Origin of the sequence: Spirosoma flavum (assembly GCF_042686045.1) — a bacterium.
Classification (GTDB): domain Bacteria; phylum Bacteroidota; class Bacteroidia; order Cytophagales; family Spirosomataceae; genus Spirosoma; species Spirosoma flavum.
Window position 1 is genome coordinate 334,112 of the sequence record NZ_JBHUOM010000019.1, and the last position, 17,200, is coordinate 351,311.

At 45.8% G+C, this 17,200-nt stretch carries 15 protein-coding genes; 9 read left to right on the forward strand and 6 right to left on the reverse strand.

Features of this window, described 5'->3' with window-relative positions; translation table 11 throughout:
• The first annotated feature begins 8 nt into the window (after positions 1–8).
• Positions 9–3,140, forward strand: a complete 3,132-nt coding sequence (locus tag ACFS25_RS18420) for an efflux RND transporter permease subunit (RefSeq protein WP_381503957.1) — start codon at positions 9–11, stop codon at positions 3,138–3,140.
• A 90-nt stretch (positions 3,141–3,230) separates the two neighbouring features.
• On the opposite strand, the gene ACFS25_RS18425 is transcribed toward ACFS25_RS18420, so the two are convergent.
• Together ACFS25_RS18425 and accD are read right to left on the reverse strand one after the other, a co-directional pair.
• Positions 3,231–4,208 carry a radical SAM protein gene (locus ACFS25_RS18425; protein ID WP_381503959.1) on the reverse strand — a complete coding sequence of 326 codons (978 nt, stop codon included), beginning with the start codon at positions 4,206–4,208 and terminating at the stop codon, positions 3,231–3,233.
• Between the two features lie 76 nt (positions 4,209–4,284).
• Positions 4,285–5,127 (reverse strand): acetyl-CoA carboxylase, carboxyltransferase subunit beta, encoded by an 843-nt coding sequence (gene accD, locus ACFS25_RS18430; protein ID WP_381503960.1) that lies wholly within the window; start codon positions 5,125–5,127, stop codon positions 4,285–4,287.
• Positions 5,128–5,322: 195 nt separating this feature from the next.
• Between accD and ACFS25_RS18435 the strand changes: the two genes are divergently transcribed.
• Entirely contained in the window at positions 5,323–5,772 is a 450-nt protein-coding gene (locus ACFS25_RS18435) for a hypothetical protein (RefSeq protein ID WP_381503962.1), read from the forward strand.
• A gap of 54 nt (positions 5,773–5,826) precedes the next feature.
• On the opposite strand, the gene ACFS25_RS18440 is transcribed toward ACFS25_RS18435, so the two are convergent.
• Positions 5,827–7,557 carry a S41 family peptidase gene (locus ACFS25_RS18440; protein WP_381503964.1) on the reverse strand — a complete coding sequence of 577 codons (1,731 nt, stop codon included), beginning with the start codon at positions 7,555–7,557 and terminating at the stop codon, positions 5,827–5,829.
• A gap of 234 nt (positions 7,558–7,791) precedes the next feature.
• Here ACFS25_RS18440 and ACFS25_RS18445 point away from each other — a divergent pair, with 234 nt between their 5' ends.
• Positions 7,792–8,091 carry a Dabb family protein gene (locus ACFS25_RS18445; RefSeq protein WP_381503966.1) on the forward strand — a complete coding sequence of 100 codons (300 nt, stop codon included), beginning with the start codon at positions 7,792–7,794 and terminating at the stop codon, positions 8,089–8,091.
• A gap of 54 nt (positions 8,092–8,145) precedes the next feature.
• On the opposite strand, the gene ACFS25_RS18450 is transcribed toward ACFS25_RS18445, so the two are convergent.
• Entirely contained in the window at positions 8,146–8,559 is a 414-nt protein-coding gene (locus ACFS25_RS18450; RefSeq protein ID WP_381503967.1) for an Ohr family peroxiredoxin, read from the reverse strand.
• Between the two features lie 367 nt (positions 8,560–8,926).
• Here ACFS25_RS18450 and ACFS25_RS18455 point away from each other — a divergent pair, with 367 nt between their 5' ends.
• From ACFS25_RS18455 to ACFS25_RS18480, 6 genes are all read left to right on the forward strand, one after another.
• Positions 8,927–10,735, forward strand: a complete 1,809-nt coding sequence (locus ACFS25_RS18455; RefSeq protein ID WP_381503969.1) for a tetratricopeptide repeat protein — start codon at positions 8,927–8,929, stop codon at positions 10,733–10,735.
• 69 nt (positions 10,736–10,804) lie between these two features.
• Positions 10,805–11,695, forward strand: coding sequence for a DUF4292 domain-containing protein (locus ACFS25_RS18460; RefSeq protein WP_381503971.1), 891 nt, complete (start codon positions 10,805–10,807; stop codon positions 11,693–11,695).
• Entirely contained in the window at positions 11,692–11,835 is a 144-nt protein-coding gene (locus ACFS25_RS18465) for a hypothetical protein (RefSeq protein WP_381504578.1), read from the forward strand. Before ACFS25_RS18460 ends, ACFS25_RS18465 begins: the two co-directional genes overlap by 4 nt.
• Positions 11,768–13,162, forward strand: a complete 1,395-nt coding sequence (locus ACFS25_RS18470; RefSeq protein ID WP_381504580.1) for a murein hydrolase activator EnvC family protein — start codon at positions 11,768–11,770, stop codon at positions 13,160–13,162. The genes ACFS25_RS18465 and ACFS25_RS18470 overlap by 68 nt, the downstream gene beginning before the upstream one ends.
• Positions 13,163–13,250: 88 nt before the next feature.
• A complete protein-coding gene (gene panB / locus ACFS25_RS18475; protein ID WP_381503973.1) occupies positions 13,251–14,069 on the forward strand; it encodes a 3-methyl-2-oxobutanoate hydroxymethyltransferase in 819 nt (272 codons plus the stop codon).
• Between the two features lie 190 nt (positions 14,070–14,259).
• Entirely contained in the window at positions 14,260–15,006 is a 747-nt protein-coding gene (locus ACFS25_RS18480) for an RluA family pseudouridine synthase (RefSeq protein ID WP_381503974.1), read from the forward strand.
• Positions 15,007–15,099: 93 nt separating this feature from the next.
• Here the strand turns inward: ACFS25_RS18480 and ACFS25_RS18485 are convergent, their stop codons facing one another.
• Together ACFS25_RS18485 and ACFS25_RS18490 are read right to left on the reverse strand one after the other, a co-directional pair.
• Complete coding sequence (locus ACFS25_RS18485) at positions 15,100–15,288, reverse strand: hypothetical protein (protein ID WP_381503977.1); 189 nt, start codon at positions 15,286–15,288, stop codon at positions 15,100–15,102.
• A 575-nt stretch (positions 15,289–15,863) separates the two neighbouring features.
• Positions 15,864–17,081: a pyridoxal phosphate-dependent aminotransferase gene (locus tag ACFS25_RS18490; protein WP_381503979.1), complete on the reverse strand. Its 1,218-nt coding sequence runs from the start codon at positions 17,079–17,081 to the stop codon at positions 15,864–15,866.
• Positions 17,082–17,200 lie beyond the last annotated feature (119 nt).

Sequence of the window (17,200 nt, forward strand, 5' to 3'; positions counted from 1 at the left end):
AAGAAACCATGTCTATATCCGAAATAGCGGTTAAACGGCCGCTGCTGGTGACGACCATCTTCACCGTCCTTATTCTGTTCGGTGCCCTCAGCTATCAGCAACTGTCTTATAATCTGTTGCCCAAGTTTGAGGCCAACGTTATCAGCGTAGCGACAACATATCGCGGGGCTTCGGCTGATGAAGTAGAGACTAACGTGACCAAGCGTATTGAAGACGCGCTCTCGGCGCTGGAAGGTCTGGACCGTATGACGTCTACCTCGCAGGAAGGCGTGTCGAGCGTGATTATTCAATTAAAAAACGGGGTGAATACCACGTTGGCCCAACAGGATGCCCAACGCAAAATTGAGCAGATCATTAACTTGTTGCCCGACGGTGCCGACCGCCCCATTCTCAATAAATTTTCTACCGACGAAATTCCGGTTCTTCGGATGGGCGTTACGGCCAATATGTCACCGACGGCTCTGTACGACTTAATCGACAACGACATAAAACCGCAATTGTCGAACGTTTCCGGAGTTGGCCAGATCAACATTATCGGCGGGAACGAGCGCGAAATTCAGGTAAACGTCGATCCCGAAAAATTGCGGGGGTACGGCGTTTCGATTGGTCAGGTATCGCAGGCGATTACTGCGGCCAACGCCAGCTACCCGGCGGGTCAGCTGGAAACGCGTGAATCCCAGTATTCCATTCGATTTGATGCATCCGTACAAACGGTGAATCGCCTGCGGGAGTTAATCGTTGCCCGTCGGACGGATGGTAGTCAGGTTCTTTTGAAAGACGTAGCCGAAGTAGTTGATGCCAGCACTAAGCCAACGGCTATTAACCACATCAATGCTCAGCCAGCCATTGGGTTGCAAATTCAAAAACAGTCAGATGCCAATGCGGTGTCCGTTAGTCAATTGGCGCAGGTCAAGATTACTCAACTCGAAAAGCAACACAGCAATGTCAAGTTGAAATTCAATATTGCCTCCGATCAATCGGTCTATACGCTAGCCTCCGCTCATGCGGTGGTGGAAGATATGGGACTGGCCGTTCTGATTGTTTCCCTGGTGATGTTGCTGTTTCTGCACAGTTTCCGGTCGGCCCTGTTCGTGTTGGTAGCCTTACCCTCGTCGATGATTCCAACGTTTGCCCTAATGTATTTAATGGGTTTCTCGCTGAATTTGATGACGCTGATGGCGCTTTCGCTGGTGGTGGGTATTCTGGTCGATGACTCAATTGTGGTGTTAGAAAATATCAATCGTCACCTTGAAATGGGGAAAGACCGACGGCAGGCCGCGCTGGATGGCCGGAGTGAAATCGGGTTTACGGCTCTGGCGATTACCCTGGTCGACGTGGTAGTGTTTGTGCCTTTGGCCATGACGGGGGGCTTGATTGGGAATATTTTACGGGAGTTTGCGTTGGTGGTCGTCTTTTCGACACTTATGAGTTTGCTGGTATCGTTTACGCTGACTCCATTACTGGCTTCCCGGTTTGGCAAAGTTGAGGTGTTGAATCCCAAATCGTTGTGGGGCGGTTTAAACATTGGCTTTGAACGAATTCTGGACCGTTTGACGAATGCATATGGTAGTATTTTAGTCTGGGTTCTGGGACACAAACGATGGATATTTCTGGCGGTCATTGCTTTGATGGTTGGTTCGATTTCTTTAGTGCCGACTGGTTTTATTGGGGCTGCTTTTATGCCGCAAAGCGACCAGGGAGAAACAAGTGTACAGATTGAATTAGCGCCAACTGCGTCTATTTATCAAACAAACGCTGTGGCTCAACGGGCAGAACAAATTATTCTGAAGCATCCCGAAGTGACCAACGTATTCACCAACGTTGGCTACAGTAGTAATGGTCTGGCAACGGCATCGAACAGCAATCTGGCCGATTTGAATGTAAAACTGATTGACAAAAAACAGCGGACGGTCTCAACCGAAGGGTTTGGGCAGCTTCTGAAAAATGAGATCAGTCAGATTCCGGGCGTGAAAGTGACGGTTAGTCCGGTGGGTATTGTTGGCGCTTCGCAGGCGCCGATTATGATTGCCATAAAAGGCACGAATCTGGCCGACATCCGAAAGGCAGCTGCACTAGTTAAACAGGTAACGACATCGGTACCGGGTACGCAGGATGTGAAGTATTCGGTAAAGGACCCGAAGCCGGAAGTGACGGTTAATCTTAACCGGGAAAAAATGGCACAACTCGGTATTAGTGCCTCCGATGTGGGAATTGCCCTACAAAACGCATTCCGGGGAAACGACCAATCGAAGTTTAAGCAGGGAGGCAACGAATACGACATTCTGGTTAGTTTGGATCAGTTCGACCGCACCCAACCAGCGGATGTTGCCCGGTTGACTTTCGTAAATAATCAGGGCAAAACGTTTGAACTTTCTCAATTCGCTACCGTACAAGAGCAGGTTGGCGAAAGCGTATTGGAACGGATTGACCGGATTTCGTCCATAACCGTAAACGCGCAAGTTGTAGGGCGTCCGGTGGGTACAGTTGGTGCAGACATTCAGACGAAGATGGCGCAGGTGAAATTGCCGGAGGGTGTTTCTATTCAGTACTTAGGTCAATTGCAACAGCAGTCAGACGCGTTTGGCAGCTTGGGATTGGCCTTACTGATTGCCGTTCTGCTGGTGTATTTCATCATGGTAGCCCTCTACGAAAGTGTAGTCTATCCATTTGTGGTGTTGTTTTCCATTCCAGTAGCCCTGGTCGGTGCTTTGTTGGCCCTAGCCCTGACGATGGAAAGTTTGACAGTGTTCTCAATTGTAGGGGTAATTATGTTACTGGGTCTGGTGGCGAAAAACGCCATTTTGATCGTTGACTTCACTAATCAACTGAAAGCCGAAGGCCACGATGTGGTCGATGCGCTGATTGAAGCGGGCAAAGAACGGCTACGCCCAATTTTGATGACTACACTGGCGATGATCTTGGGTATGTTACCGATTGCCTTAGCCAGTGGTGCGGGTGCCGAAACCAAAAACGGGATGGCTTGGGTCATCATCGGTGGATTGACATCATCGTTGTTGTTGACGCTGTTGGTAGTACCGTCGACATACCTGGTGGTTGACCGAATCATTGCTCGGTTCACTGGTAAGAAAACAATACCCAAAAAACCACAGGAACTGGAAGTGGCGAGAGCGATTGATTAATGGCTCATTAGTTGATTTTTACAACAAAGTCATCCTGAAAATTTCAGGATGACTTTGTTATGTATGCCCGTTTAGATTTGGGACAATAACTTACAGCAATTGCTTCCAGGTACCTTTCACCCAATTATATTTTAGCGTACTAGGCAAGGCCCGCCAGAAGTACTTAGTCACCTCAACGGCAAAGGAAGGCTGCATATAACAATTTATGGCGCAGCCTTCACAAGCAGGCAAACGCCCTTCCAAGGACACTAACTTTTGCACCTCACCAGAATGATAGAGTTCGTACAGGTTGTTGTTGATAGCAAAGTCTTTTAGGCCCAAATGATAACAGGGCAAGACAAGCTTATTTTCAGGAGAGATAACAATTGTCGTGCTACCAGCGCGACAAATGGGGTCTTCGATATGATTGCCCCCATCACGTCGAAGCTGAATAAACGCATCGTTGAGGTACACATTTTTCTGTTTGCCCCACCAGGACATCTGCCGTAGAGCATCCTCCGAAAGTCGGTCGCCAGTGTCAACAGTGTTATATTCAAATACCGGATTCAAGATCAGAACAAGATCATTCGGTTGGCAGATTTCTTCATGCATCTGCCTGATCTTGTGAACGTTGTGCTCAAAAACGGTAAATAGAATATCTGGTCGTTCGCCCAGTTTTCGGGCAATAGCAATAGACTCCATTACCTTATCGAAACACCGAACTCCCCGCGATTTGTCATGTTCCTCCGCTACGGGAGAATCGAGCGAGAAATGGAGCATATCGACCAATCCGCGCAACCGGTCCGCCTGTTTAGGATACAGCAGTGCATTGGTCGTAAGCGTTGTGATCAGACCGAGTTTTTTGGCTTCCTGTAGTAACTCGGGTAATTGGCGGTGCAACAATGGCTCTCCCCCCGTAAAATCGACAACGCGAACGCCTAACTTTTTGAGGTCACGCAGGTTCTGCCGGACATTTTCGAGCGTAACATAGGGCGAAGGCCGCTCCCATATATCGCAAAAACTACACGTCGCATTGCAACGATAGGTAAGATAGTAATTGCAAAGGACAGGATGAGAGACAAGGCGCATAGTAGAGCAAGAGATTTTGCGTCTCCCGGACCAAACGGCCTTTGCTGACGCATATGAAACGCAAAATCTTACGTCTTTACTGCAACATCCTAAATAGGTTTACCACTTTGTCCTTTAAGTCTTTTCGGTCTACGATGAAGTCCAGAAAGCCGTGGTCGAGTACAAACTCAGCACTTTGAAAGCCTTTGGGAAGATCTTTACCAATGGTTTCGCGGATAACGCGCGGTCCGGCAAAACCAATCAAGGCTTCGGGTTCAGCAATGTTAAAATCGCCCAGCATAGCATACGAGGCAGTAACGCCACCCGTAGTTGGGTCAGTCAATAAGGAAACATAAGGCAATTTAGCTTTGTCTAGTAGAGCCAGTTTAGCCGACGTTTTCGCCATTTGCATCAACGAGAACCCAGCTTCCATCATACGGGCACCACCCGATTTTGAGATCATCAGAAACGGTGTCCGGCTCTGAATAGCATGGTCGATGGCACGGGCAATCTTTTCACCCACCACAGAACCCATCGAGCCACCAATGAAATTAAAATCCATTACAGCCATCGTTACAGTCAGGCCATTCATGGGGCCGTAGGCTGTCCGAACAGCGTCTTTCAGGCCAGTTTTTGCGATCGTCGCCTTGACCCGGTCTGGATACGCCTTCGTGTCAACAAATTTGAGCGGATCAGCCGATCGCATTGAAGCATCTAGTTCGGTAAACTCATTGTCGTCGAACAAGATGGAAAAATACGCTTCAGACCCAATTTTTTCGTGGTAATTGCAATGAACACATGTATAAGCGTTGAGTTTGTGCTCCCGCGTATTCATCACCTTTTTGCAGTTCGGACATTGATACCACAACCCATCAGGAGCCTCAAGCTTCATTTCGGTTGGGGTCTGAATACCCTTATCTTTTCGGACGAACCAAGACATTTTCGGTAAATAATTAGCAGCAAATGAATCGTAAAGGTACAAAGAAAAGCAGGATCAACTAGTACACTTGTGCATTCGCAAGTAGCCACTTAATAATCGATTCGTTGGATGCACTCCTTTGGTTAGACAAAACCAGATAGTGGTTTTACAACCAATTCGATTTTTTTATGGCTATAAAGTTGTTGCTTTGCGACTATGAAACACGCATTAACCGCCCTGCTTTTAGGTATTACGGTATCTGCCTTTGGTCAGGCATCGGTAGCCTATTATCCCTTTAACAATCTTATTACGGTTAGCACCAATGCCGACCGTGCCTTTTGGGTTGACGCCCGTGTGCAAACAAATACCGTGTTTGGGTCGCTCAGCACAACAATTTGCCCGATGGTCAACGTGGCTCGACGGGCTCAGGTAAATTATTATACGGGGTTAGGCGTTCGGTTCAACGCGCTGAATGGAATAGACGACCGTGACGTGCTGGAAGGCTACTCGTTACATATTGGCGTACGAATCAAGCCGCTTACGATGATCCCTAACCTACGCGTTGCTTTCGAACTTGCCCCCTACTCTCGCAAAGATTTTAAAACAGGAAATCTCCAGTCGTTTCTGGGACTCGTGTATCAATTTTCTAAAAAACCAAAAGGGTAATAAAGTAAAGGCCCCCATATTAAAAAAATATGGGGGCCTTTACCAAACTTAGCTTTATTTCTGGTTATACGTCATTGCACCGTGTTCGAGCTTGTCGGCCCGGTCGAATAGTTTTAGTGCTTTCTGATACGTGTCGTCAGTTTGACCGATGACCCGGAAAAACTCATTGTTCTGACCAGTCTTATTATTCTTCTGATAAACAGACCGTGCCACCAACGCTTTTATCTGATTACGAATATAGTTTTTCGACCGGTTGTATTCCTTCTCGTTAAACTTAATTCCCTCGGCTGTTGCGTCTTTTATTAGGCGATTCATCTGTTCATCGTTGATAGAAACAGCACGATCAAATTCTTCGAACGGCATTTTTTCCAGCTTCTTCCGATTGTCATTGGCATATTCCATCGCAAATTCACGGATAATGTTTTTTCCGTAAAGCTGCACTAGATAGGCCGTTTGCCAAGTCGAATCTCTCGGAATAAAATAATCGGGCGTGATGCCACCACCACCATACACTACCCGACCACCATCAGTTTTAAATTTAAGTTTGGGGTCGTTTTTGATAGAGTCGGCAATGTAATATTCGCCCCGTTTCGAGCGAAGTTCGAGATCTTTTTCGTAGTCGCCTTCATGACCCGGTATGTAAGGTTTCTGAATACTTCTACCGCTGGGTGTATAATAGCGGGATATAGTCAATCGTAATTCTGAGCCATCAGACAGCGTTACGGGCATTTGCACTAACCCCTTTCCGAACGACCGCCGACCAGCAATTAGCGCGCGATCATGGTCTTGCAACGCCCCCGACACAATTTCTGAGGCCGACGCACTTCCTTCATCAACCAGCACCACTAACGCTCCTTCCTCAAATTGACCGGCAATATGAGCATACGTCTTTCGATCATACCTGTTGTCTTTCCCATCAGTATAAACCAGTAGTTTATTACCCGAAATGAACTCATCGGCAATGTTGGTCGCCCGATCCATATAGCCACCGGGATTGTTACGCAAGTCCATCAATAGCTGCGTCATACCCTTCGCTTTGAGCGATGCCAGTGCGGTTTTAAACTCGTCGTACGTCGTTTCGGAGAATCGGTTAATTTTGAGGTAGCCTGTTTTAGCGTCTATCATGTAGGCTGCATCGACAGAATAGGTCGGTATGCGATCACGAGTGACAGTAAACTCTTTGGGTTGCTTATCTCCTTTCCGCAAAATAGTTAATTTGACATCCGTACCGCGCTTGCCGCGAAGTGCTTTAAAAACAGAACTATTTTCTATTTTACCCCCGGTTGCTAAAGACTTATCATCTACTTTAACAATTTTATCACCACTCTGAATGCCCGCCGTTTCCGATGGGCCACCGGCAAGGGGAGTCACGACATATACAGTGTCTTTGTAGATATTAAACTCTACGCCAATGCCATCAAACCCACCTTCGAGTTGCGACCGGGCCGCAACTGCATCCTGAGGATTCATGTAGGCCGTATGCGGGTCAAGTTTTTCGAGCATTTTTGTGATCGAAAAATCAACCAACTCGTCCGTATTTACCGAGTCAACGTAGTTATTCTCAATGAGTTGTAGAATTTCCCGGTATTTGGTATAACCACGTCCGATGTTATTTAAACTTTTGGTGCCGCCAAAAAATGTTGCACCAATAAGCATTCCACCAGCTAACGTGATGCCCAATAACATTGGAATTCGAACGGTCGCTTTGTCATTCTGAATCCGCTTCCTGCCCCCATTAACTTCCTGACCGCCCGGTTTATTCGTAGCGTTACTATCTCCCTCCATTCGTTCGTCTCGTAAGTGGTGTCGTGTATACTTCCATAACGTTTTGAAGATAGCGAAATGTTTACCAGAAAGATTATAAGATGTTAAAAAAATAAGGACTATTGTTAAGTGTAATTGAGTGTGGCCAGTGAATAGTATCTTTTAGCTGTCATTCCTTCTGATTTGGTCCACTCTTACTAGAAAGTATTCTTACTTTTACGGGGCATCCTATAAACTGGTTTGCCCGATACTCTTATGTTTGTTCATACTGTTTTTTTCTGGCTTAACCATCCCGAAAGTCAGGACGATCGCAACGCCCTTGGCGCTGGTCTCGAAACACTGAAAGCGATAACCGACATTTCAGCGGCCTACGTTGGTAAACCCGCAGAAACCCGCAGACCGGTTATTGACCACACTTATGATTTTTCACTGACGCTCGTCTTTAGTAATAAAGCCGCTCATGATCTCTATCAGGCGCATCAAGTGCATTTGGCCTTTGTGGACAAATGTGCGCATCTGTGGGAACGGGTGAAGATTTATGATGCTGTGAGTTAGCAGAAGTCTGGGGCAAAGAGCGTTTTACCATACCTTTGCCCCAGACTGTTTCCTTTACACTAAAACCTCAATTATCATATCCATATTTCCTTTTACGGCTTTGGAATATGGACAAACGGCATGTGCGGTTTCGGCTAATTGCTGAAGCTGGTCATGGTCCATGTGTGGAGCTTTAACCGTAATTTTTCCCGACAGAAACATGTTGTTCCCGTCTTTGTTGAGCGAGATACTCACTTCAACGGCATGTTCAGGTAGAATAATCTTTCGACGTTCGGCAACGGCCATTAAAGCGCCATTATAACAGGCACTATAAGCTGCGGCAAACAACATTTCGGGATTAGTCGCTCCGCCTTCGCCATGCATTTCTACTGGCCGCTTAACTGCCAAGTCTAAAATACCATCAAGCGACTTAACATCGCCTTCGCGCCCACCAACATTACTGACGGTGGCAGTATACAGGGTTTCCATGTGTTAAATTTTTTATTTATCATTCGTCACTGAATCGGCCGAACGTTACCATATAAACTCAAAAAACCTTACTTGTTCACAAACGGTTATTCATGTCTATCCAGCTATAGTATACAGAAGGCAAAAAAGGGAGTAAGTACGCTTGTAGGGCAGAAAAACGTTGGTATTATGCCTTCCTAGACTAACGAATCGCACAAAGGCAAGTTTTTTGTTTTGGTTCGTTCGGCCGTTAACACCTTAAAGAGAGTAGGTATTGATGCCTATTTGACCGTTTACCGACATTCCATCATTTTAAACTACCTTTGTCTTAGTGGTTTATTTAAAACAAAGCCGCAATAGACCGGGTTGAGCCGCGTTTTTCGTAAGTATGCACCACGACACGCTGACCAACATGACTTCATTGTATCTATCTTATCGGAGCCGTCGGCTACTCATTGGGTTAGCAGGTGGTTTGGGTTTATTGTTTTGGCTCTCCGCTATGCCCGTTGTAGCCCAGCGCAAGCGTGACAAAATAGACCCGACACTGGCAAAACCCAGCTCTGTATCTACAACCACCGTTCGGATGGAAGCCGAAACGCAGTTTACGGATGGCGTTCGGTTTCTGATGACGGATGAGCCAACAAAAGCCATTACGCAGTTTGCCAAAGTGCTGCAAAAAGACCCAAACAATGCAGCAGCCCAGTATGAAACGGCTAGTGCTCTTCTCAAAACAGGCAAAACTGCCGAGGCTGTTCCGTATGCGGTAAAAGCCCATTCGCTGGACGTAGAGAATAAATTTTACGCATTACTTCTGGCTGAGTTATATGTTAAGCAAAAACGCTACGGCGAGGCCGAAGCCTTATACGAAACGCTACTAAAAAAGGGTCCTGAAAACGCCGAGTACGGTGTTGAATTGGCCGCTATTTATTTATTCAACGAGAAGCCCGACAAAGCACTCGATACGTATAATAAAGTAGAACGCGAATTAGGGTTGAACGAAGAAATTACCCGCCAGAAGCAGCGTATTTATCTCAAACAAAATAAGATAGATAAAGCCGTTGAAGAGGCTGAAAAATTAGTGGCCTCCGAACCATCTGACCCCGACTATCTACTAGAAGGAGCCGAGTTATTAATTGCCAATGACCGCGCCGATCAGGCTATCCTTTGGATTGATCGGGCGCTCAAATTGAACACCGACTTACCCCAGGCTCATGTTTTGCTAGCAGATATATATCGCAAAAAAGGCGACATGGATCGTGTGAGTAAAGAGTTGAATCAGGTGTTGGCTAACCCAAACCTCGAAGCTGGTCTGAAAGCTAGAATTCTCTCAAGTTATATGGGTATGACGGGCAAAAATCCCGCAGCTCAACAGGATGCGCTAAGTATGGCGCAAAATTTAGCTAAAACATCGCCTGACGACCCAAAAACGCAGGTAATGTTAGCTGATTTGCTGATGCAGCAAGGAAAAAAAACCGAAGCCCGGGATGCTTATGCGAAAGCCGCTCGATTAGATGGCTCTATTTATGAGGTTTGGGGCGCATTGCTACAACTGGATGGGGAACTCAACCAAGTTGACAGTTTGCTGGCCCACTCTGAAAAAGCACTGGAAGTATTCCCAACCCAAGGATTATTCTGGTACTCCAACGGGTCAGCTAATCTTAACAAGCGTAAGTATCAGCAGGCTGTCGATGCCTTGGAGGAAAGTCAAAAATTACTGATTTCCAGTGCAAGTAGCGAATTAAAAAAGGGCATTTCTGCCCAATTGGGTGATGCTTATAATGGTCTTGGCGACCATGCTAAATCCGATGAATCGTATGAGTCGGTATTAAAGATTGACCCTCTAAACGATTATGTTCTGAATAACTACAGTTATTTTCTATCGTTACGGAAAGAAAATTTACCCCGTGCATTACAACTAGCTCAGAAACTTGTCGAACGAAATCCAACAAATGCGACGTATCTGGATACCTATGCCTGGGTGCTATATGTATCAAAAGACTACGCTAAAGCCAAGCAATATCTGGAAAAAGCATTAGCTGATCCGGCTAATATAAGCGGGACTATTATTGAACACTATGGCGATGTGCTCTACCAGCTTGGTCAGCCCGATAAAGCGATTGAACAATGGAAGCAGGCGAAAGCAAAAGGTGGTGCCAGCCCTGACATAGAGAAGAAAATAACCTCTGGCAAGTTATAATCAGTGATTAGTGGGTGATTAATTAATAAACCATTGCCCGTCAACGACAAATCACTGCCATTACTACGTATGAATAGATACCTATTGTTTGCGTTTCTAGTAGGCATATTGCTAAATTCGGAGAGTTGTCGGCGTCATCATATGTCGCATGGCACTAGTTCGACTCCAGCCTTGCCTGTATCCATTGACTCGACTATTGCTGCCAGCCCCAACTCAAAACTGCCTATTGATTCAGTAGCAATTAATCAAACAGCTACCCACCCGGATCCATCTAGGCCGGGCATTGAGGAAGCCCGTGCCAACGTCGCCGAAATTGATTTCCGCTACCTGACCGCTAAGTCAAAAATATCGTTTAAAAGCCATCAGCAGGATATTGATAATGCCAATGTCAGTATTCGGGTTCGGAAAGATAGCTTAATATGGGTATCGATTTCCAAGTTGGGTATAGAGGCCGTTCGGGGGTTGATCACCCGTGATTCGATTACAATTATTGATAAGATACATCGTGAATATTCGGTGTATGACTTTCCGGCACTAAGCAAACAGTTCAATTTCGATATGAACTTCGATTTGCTTCAGGCGCTAATTGTTGGCAATCTACCGCTACCCAAACGCCCGGCACAAAAAATTAAGAATGAGCGCGATTATCTTTTACTTCGGCAAAGTGAAGGCAAAGTGCTGGTCGAAAATTACATTGGTGAACAAGACCGAAAACTAAAAAAATTGATGGTGACCGAGCAGCCAACCAAAAATACATTACGGTTGGACTATGACAATTTTACTTCGCTCAGCAACTTCCTGTTTCCCTACACCAGCTTAGTTACAGTAGATTATAAGTCACAGACGGATGGACAATTTTATCAAACACTACTGCGTATCAAGCATAATAAAGTTGAATTGGTTGATAAAAATCCGGGGTTTCCGTTTACGATTCCATCTACTTATACCCGTCGACCATAAGTCTATTTGTTGGTTTTAGCTCTTATGAACCCCAAATTTCTCTACGTTTCTTATGTTGTCAACTGGTCGGTAATTGGCCTGTTAGTGTTTGTTGCCCTATTGCCAGTTACATCGGTACAGGCACAGCAGACGGGGCTTAACCGGCAGGGTCTGGAGAAAGAGAAAAAGCAGAATCTGGAGAAAATGAACCAGATTCGGACGATCTTAAAACAAACATCTTCGGAGAAGCAAGCTGGCTTAGGGCAATTGAAAGCACTTGACCAACAGATTCAGACACAGTCGCAGCAAATTGGCCTGCTTAACAAAGACCTTCAGCTAACCGAATCCGAGATCACTGAACTTCGGCAGGCAAGTACTACGCTTACAAAGGATCTCAATAAGCTCCGGTCTGAATATGGCTCAATGGTGTACGCAGCCGACAAACGGCGTCAACAGGTAAATCCATTGGGGTTTTTGTTTGCAGCCGATAACTTCAATCAGCTCGTTGCCCGTTACCGATATTTGCGTCAATATTCTGACGCTCGGCAGAGTCAGGTACGGCAAATGAATAACGTTAAAACAATGTTGCAGGGAAAGCAGCATGCTACTCAGCGCAAACGTCAAGAGCAAAAGAATACAATTGGCGCAAAAGTAAGCGAGACCAAAAGTCTTGAAACACTAAAGACTGCTAAAAATCAGGTAGTCAAAGAGTTAAGTCAGAAAGAAAGCGAACTTAAGACAGAAATGGCCGAGAGTCGTCGAGCCGTTGAACAACTGGAAGCGATGATTAAACGGCTGGTTCTGCGTGAAGCAAGAGAACGTGCTGAACGAGAAGCCCGCGAACGCACGGAGCGTAATCGAATTGCCAGACTAGAGGTAGCCCGCAAAGCAGCCGAACGCAAACGGGCGGCTGATGCCATAGCGGCTGCCGAAAAAGCCGGAGAGAAACCGGCTCCCGCTGATGTCGCTAAGGTTGAGCGCCCTGCCGAACGCGACGCTGATCCGCCCGAACCAGCGCCTAAAAAACTTGATGACCGGCGGAATAATAACCTAAATGACGAAGAAGCTGCTTTGGCTTCGTCATTTACATCTTCACGGGCTCACCTGCCCTGGCCCGTTACAAGGGGGTTCATTTCCGATCACTTTGGCCGGAAACCTCACCCTGTTCTAAGAGGAATATTTGTTGAAAATCAAGGCGTCGATATTCAGACAAATGCCGGTGAAGGCGTTCGAACAGTGTATGACGGCATTGTTCAAGATGTAGCCAATATGCCCGGAATGAACAACGTCGTAGCCATTCAACACGGTGATTATTTCACAGTTTACGCCAAGCTACGTAGCGTATCGGTCCGGGTTGGACAACGTGTGAAAGCCCGCGAATCTATTGGCACAGTGGCAACCGATAAGAATGGTGTGTCAGAGATCCAGTTCCAAATCTGGAAGGAGTTCACCAAACTTAACCCCGAATCGTGGCTAACGCCAAGATAACCTGATTTACGAGTTGCATTGTACGACTGACGACGGCCCAACTGCGTAGTACTACATTGTAATTTGTACATCGTATTTGTAAATCCTTATGTCTGTTCACAATTCCGATATCAAACGCGTTACGACGCATACTATTCAGGAGCTAAAAAATAAGGGCGAGAAAATCTCGGCCTTAACAGCATACGACTACTCGATGGCGCAAGTTGTCGATGCTGCCGGTGTCGAGTTGATTTTGGTGGGTGATTCGGCTTCAAACGTTATGGCGGGTCACGAAACGACCCTACCCATCACGCTTGATCAAATGATCTATCATGCCAGTTCAGTCGTACGGGGCGTTAAACGGGCGTTAGTGGTCGTCGATTTGCCATTTGGCTCTTACCAGGGGAATTCAACAGAAGCTCTGCGGTCCGCTATTCGGATTATGAAAGAATCGGGTGCCCATGCCGTGAAGATGGAAGGCGGTCTGGAAATCAAAGAATCAATCATGCGTATTTTAAGCGCAGGTGTGCCCGTGATGGGCCATCTGGGCTTGACACCCCAGTCCATTTATAAGTTTGGAACGTATGCTGTGCGGGCAAAGGAAGAGGCAGAAGCGCAGAAGTTGATTGACGATGCCCACATGCTTGAAAGTATCGGCTGTTTCGGGATAGTACTCGAAAAAATTCCGGCTGCACTAACCAAAACAGTATCAGAAAGTCTGGTAATTCCAACGATTGGTATTGGTGCTGGTCCCGACGCCGATGGTCAAATTCTGGTTATTCATGATCTGCTAGGGATCACAAATGAATTTAAACCGCGCTTTTTGCGCCGGTACGCCGATCTGCACAAGATTATGACGGAAGCCATTGCCCATTACGTGGACGACGTGAAAATCAGGGACTTCCCGAACGAGAAAGAAGCGTATTGAGTTAGAATAGAAATGAATAACGTTCCGCACGGGGAGTCTGTATTTCATACAGATGACTTACTGCCGTGTGATGTCAGGTTGAAGAACCAGACAAGCGAGGGTTCAAAACCCCGTCTATTCGATTAACGAGGGTTTAAACCCTCATGGTGTCGGGTTGAAGAATCCAGCACCACACAAAGATTGATGAATAATGAAAAAGAAACCATTTCAGGTTATTTACGAAGATAACCACCTACTTATTGTTAATAAAGAACCGGGCATTCTGGTACAAGGTGACCGCACGGGCGATATTACATTACTGGATGTTTTGAAAGATTACGTCAAAGAAAAGTACAACAAACCAGGAGAGGTATTTTTAGGACTCGTTCACCGGCTCGACCGGCCCGTAAGTGGCCTGGTCGTGTTTGCCCGTACGTCGAAAGCGCTGGAACGCATGAACGAAATTTTTCGGAAGCGGCAGGTACAGAAAACTTATTGGGCAGTTGTTCGGCGGAAGCCCCCCCAAGATGCGGATAAACTCATAAACTGGATTATAAAGGACGAGCAAAAAAATCAGGTAACTGTCTATGACTACGAAGCGCCTAACTCGCAGAAAGCGGAACTCTCGTATAAAGTACTCGGTAAAATCAATGAGCATTACCTGATAGAAGTAAACCCAATTACAGGTCGTCCTCACCAAATTCGGTCTCAGTTAGCCCATATAGGTTGTCCAATTCGGGGAGACATCAAGTACGGATATGACCGGGCCGTTGCCGACAAGAAGATATATCTGCATGCTCGTCGGTTGTATTTTATTCATCCCGTCAAACAAGTTGGGGCACTAGACCAACCAATTATCTGCAAAGCGGGTTTGCCCAGCGATCCTTTCTGGGAAGAATTCTTGGAACTGGACAACGACGTCTATAAGGATAAGAATATGGACTTTACGTTTGAGTAAGATCAAGCTTGCGTCTAATGCCAACGCCAAGGGCCACATTTTCTGGAAATCAGAAAATGTGGCCCTTTTATATTGTTAGATTAACCGTCGTAACTATTGGTGCTCGGGCAAGGTAGAAGCCGTGTTTGACTCCGAAGGCGATATATCCGAAATAATCTGCTCCATCACTCGTTCAACCATCTGGATAATCCCGCGTAAAGCTCCGAAGATTATACATAACGGCAGAATAATGGGAAGAAAAAAGACCCACTGAAAAACCATGTACAAACGAAAATTTCTCATCAGTTTAAGGAATAACTTTAAAAATAAGTTTACGGTTATTTAAAAGAGACTACTTTTTTAGGAAAAGTTCAAATGGTTTTTCTATTCATATTCAAAGTTAACCTTGCCTTAATACAATAACAAGGTAGTATTGAAAAAGTTTAATGACGAATATATAACTCTTTGTCCAAAACAAGTAAAACCGTTGTCACTCTGAGAACCATTTAGCCATTGGTCAATTATTGTGCCAAAAAGTTGATGTATGAAGAGAAGTCAAGGGCTAGTACATCTAAGATAGGATTTCTATCTGATATTCCCTCAAATACACCTCTAAATTATCGCTATCCCTGTATTTCTGCTATATAAATATTGGTTTGAAGTAATCTATATCTATTTAGTTTATACGTCACAGTACTGATAATGGAATCGTGTTTCGCTATTCCTACCTAAGTGCTTAGCCAGTACTAACATCATTTGCCGTGCTTTTTTCTCCCATATATCGAAGCAGGGTACGTACATAGCTTCATATTACAGGCGGGAGGATATAAAAAGGGGCGGTCCAAAATTTTGGACCGCCCCTTTTTATATCCTCATTTTTATTTCAACGTCGCTACGGCATCTTTAATCCGCTGTATAGCTTCAACAAGCGACTCGTCGGATGCGGCTGTCGATATACGTAAGCAATCAGGAGCACCGAAGCCCGAACCAGCAACGGTGGCCACGTACGTAGTATTTAGTAGCCAAGACGCAAAGTCGTCGGAGTTTTCGATAGTTGTCGTTCCGTCCGATTTGCCGTAGTAATAGCTGATATCGGGAAAAGCGTAGAAGGCTCCTTCAGGTATGTTCGTGCGAAAATGTGGCACGTCTTTAAGCAGTTTTACCACTAAATCACGCCGACGGTGGTAGGCTCTAGCCATCTCTTTTGATGGTTCCAGCGTTCCGTTCAACGCAGCAACAGTAGCTTTCTGGGCAATAGAGTTTGTACCAGATGTAACTTGTCCCTGCAATTTTTCAACTCCATCAGCAATCCATTTTGCCGCACCGATATAGCCAATGCGCCAGCCCGTCATAGCATAGCCTTTGGCAACACCATTAACAGTAATCACGCGTTCAGCAACTTCAGGAATTGACCCCATGCTGAAATGGCCCTCGGTTGTGAAATTAATATATTCATAAATCTCGTCGGCTAGCACGTGAACGTTTTCATGCCGTGCCACTACATCAGCAATAGCGCGAAGCTCAGCTTCGGAGTAGATAGAACCCGTTGGATTATTAGGCGATGCGTACATCACAATTTTAGTCCGGTCTGTAATAGCGGCTTCAAATTGTTCTGGCGTCACTTTAAAATTATTTTCAAAGCTCCCATCAACCACTACAGCTTTCCCTTCGGCTAGTTTTACCATTTCGGAGTAACTAACCCAGTACGGCGAGAAAATGATTACTTCGTCACCTGGATTTACCAGCACCTGAATGACATTGGCCAACGAGTGTTTGGCACCGGTTGAAACGACGATATTTTCGGGTTTCCAATCAATATTATTATCGCGCTTAAACTTATCAGCGATGGCTTTGCGGAGGTCGGGATAACCGGCAACGGGCGAGTAACCATGAAAACCATCATCAATGGCTTTTTTGGCAGCTTCGCAGATGTGTGCAGGTGTTTTAAAATCCGGCTCTCCAACGCTCAGGCTAATTACTTTGTGACCTAGGGCGGCCAACTCACGGGCTTTTTTAGTCATCGCCAGCGTGGACGACTCCTCCAGCGCGTTGATGCGGTCGGCTAACAAACTCACGGTGTCAAGCGTGGCAGACATAATCAGTGATGTTTTGAGAAAATGATAACAAACTGACCGCAAAGGTAGTAGGTTTTCAGTGGAGGGGCGAAGTTTTTGGGGAAATAAAAATATATGATATCAGATAGAATACGATTCTT

Coding starts and splice junctions, on each gene's coding strand:
- ACFS25_RS18420 (WP_381503957.1), top strand. CDS start 9: ATGTCTATATCCGAAATAGCGGTTAAACGGCCGCTGCTGGTGACGACC.
- ACFS25_RS18425 (WP_381503959.1), bottom strand. CDS start 4,208: ATGCGCCTTGTCTCTCATCCTGTCCTTTGCAATTACTATCTTACCTAT.
- accD (WP_381503960.1), bottom strand. CDS start 5,127: ATGTCTTGGTTCGTCCGAAAAGATAAGGGTATTCAGACCCCAACCGAA.
- ACFS25_RS18435 (WP_381503962.1), top strand. CDS start 5,323: ATGAAACACGCATTAACCGCCCTGCTTTTAGGTATTACGGTATCTGCC.
- ACFS25_RS18440 (WP_381503964.1), bottom strand. CDS start 7,557: ATGGAGGGAGATAGTAACGCTACGAATAAACCGGGCGGTCAGGAAGTT.
- ACFS25_RS18445 (WP_381503966.1), top strand. CDS start 7,792: ATGTTTGTTCATACTGTTTTTTTCTGGCTTAACCATCCCGAAAGTCAG.
- ACFS25_RS18450 (WP_381503967.1), bottom strand. CDS start 8,559: ATGGAAACCCTGTATACTGCCACCGTCAGTAATGTTGGTGGGCGCGAA.
- ACFS25_RS18455 (WP_381503969.1), top strand. CDS start 8,927: ATGCACCACGACACGCTGACCAACATGACTTCATTGTATCTATCTTAT.
- ACFS25_RS18460 (WP_381503971.1), top strand. CDS start 10,805: ATGAATAGATACCTATTGTTTGCGTTTCTAGTAGGCATATTGCTAAAT.
- panB (WP_381503973.1), top strand. CDS start 13,251: ATGTCTGTTCACAATTCCGATATCAAACGCGTTACGACGCATACTATT.
- ACFS25_RS18480 (WP_381503974.1), top strand. CDS start 14,260: ATGAAAAAGAAACCATTTCAGGTTATTTACGAAGATAACCACCTACTT.
- ACFS25_RS18485 (WP_381503977.1), bottom strand. CDS start 15,288: ATGAGAAATTTTCGTTTGTACATGGTTTTTCAGTGGGTCTTTTTTCTT.
- ACFS25_RS18490 (WP_381503979.1), bottom strand. CDS start 17,081: ATGTCTGCCACGCTTGACACCGTGAGTTTGTTAGCCGACCGCATCAAC.